The 726-nt window shown below is 58.3% G+C and carries 1 protein-coding gene and 1 pseudogene; both read left to right on the top strand.

The window, feature by feature from the left end:
* Nucleotides 1–423: pseudogene (locus NUV79_RS25225) on the top strand (hypothetical protein); the annotation flags it as partial.
* Nucleotides 356–726: hypothetical protein (locus NUV79_RS25220; protein WP_257735813.1), on the top strand; the 371-nt coding region annotated here is incomplete at its 3' end. The pseudogene NUV79_RS25225 and the gene NUV79_RS25220, both read left to right, overlap by 68 nt.

The following is a 726-nucleotide window of genomic DNA, read 5'->3' as shown; positions in this document are numbered from 1 at the left end:
AGGGGGGCTAGCCTTCAACGCGATAAGGGGGCTGCGCTTCAATGCGATTTGACATCGTTCCCCAGGGCGTCCATTGGCGATGTCGGTCTCACGGTCAGCATTCCCACGGCCGACTATATGTTGGCGCTCAAGCTCAAGGCCATGCGGGTCAATGACCCTGCCAAAGGCGCGACCGAAATCAAAGATATTCGAGCCCTGCTTCAGGTGACCGGCATCAGCACCGTCGACCGCGCAATTCACTGTCTCGCAAAATTCTTCCCCAAATCAGCCGCGGCATCGGAGAAGCAGCGTTTTCTGCTGCGGAATTTATTCCCCGAACTTGCCGGCGGGAACGAGAGTCAAAAGAGCAATCGCAATGCGCCCCGATACCCTTTACGAAGTGGCAGCCGAAGAGATCCTGGGCGGGACGACTTTGGGAGATGATCTCCTCCAGGAATTCCTGGACAAGTTTTACCTGTCCTCGTCCGCCCAAGACCGGAAACAGATGCTCGAGCAGGAGCCACCGCTGCAGGCTGCTGCCCAACGCAACGCTCTCTATGGCGCGGTCGCAGAATACCTTTCCCGGCAGTATAGGCTCGGACCAGGGCCGGCTTGGTGCTACGCGCCCGAACGGTTTCTCGATGAGCCGTGGCACACCTGTGACCGCCCTACCCCAGGTCTGATTGAGTTTTTGACCTTCTCGAGCCCAGCGGAATTTCGTCACCGCAATATCTTCACAGAGGCCCG

Source organism: Allobosea sp. 47.2.35 (assembly GCF_024655635.1).
Taxonomy (GTDB): Bacteria; Pseudomonadota; Alphaproteobacteria; order Rhizobiales; family Beijerinckiaceae; genus Allobosea.
The sequence above is the reverse complement of the archived record's forward strand: the minus strand, read 5'-3'. Positions and strand labels throughout refer to the sequence as shown.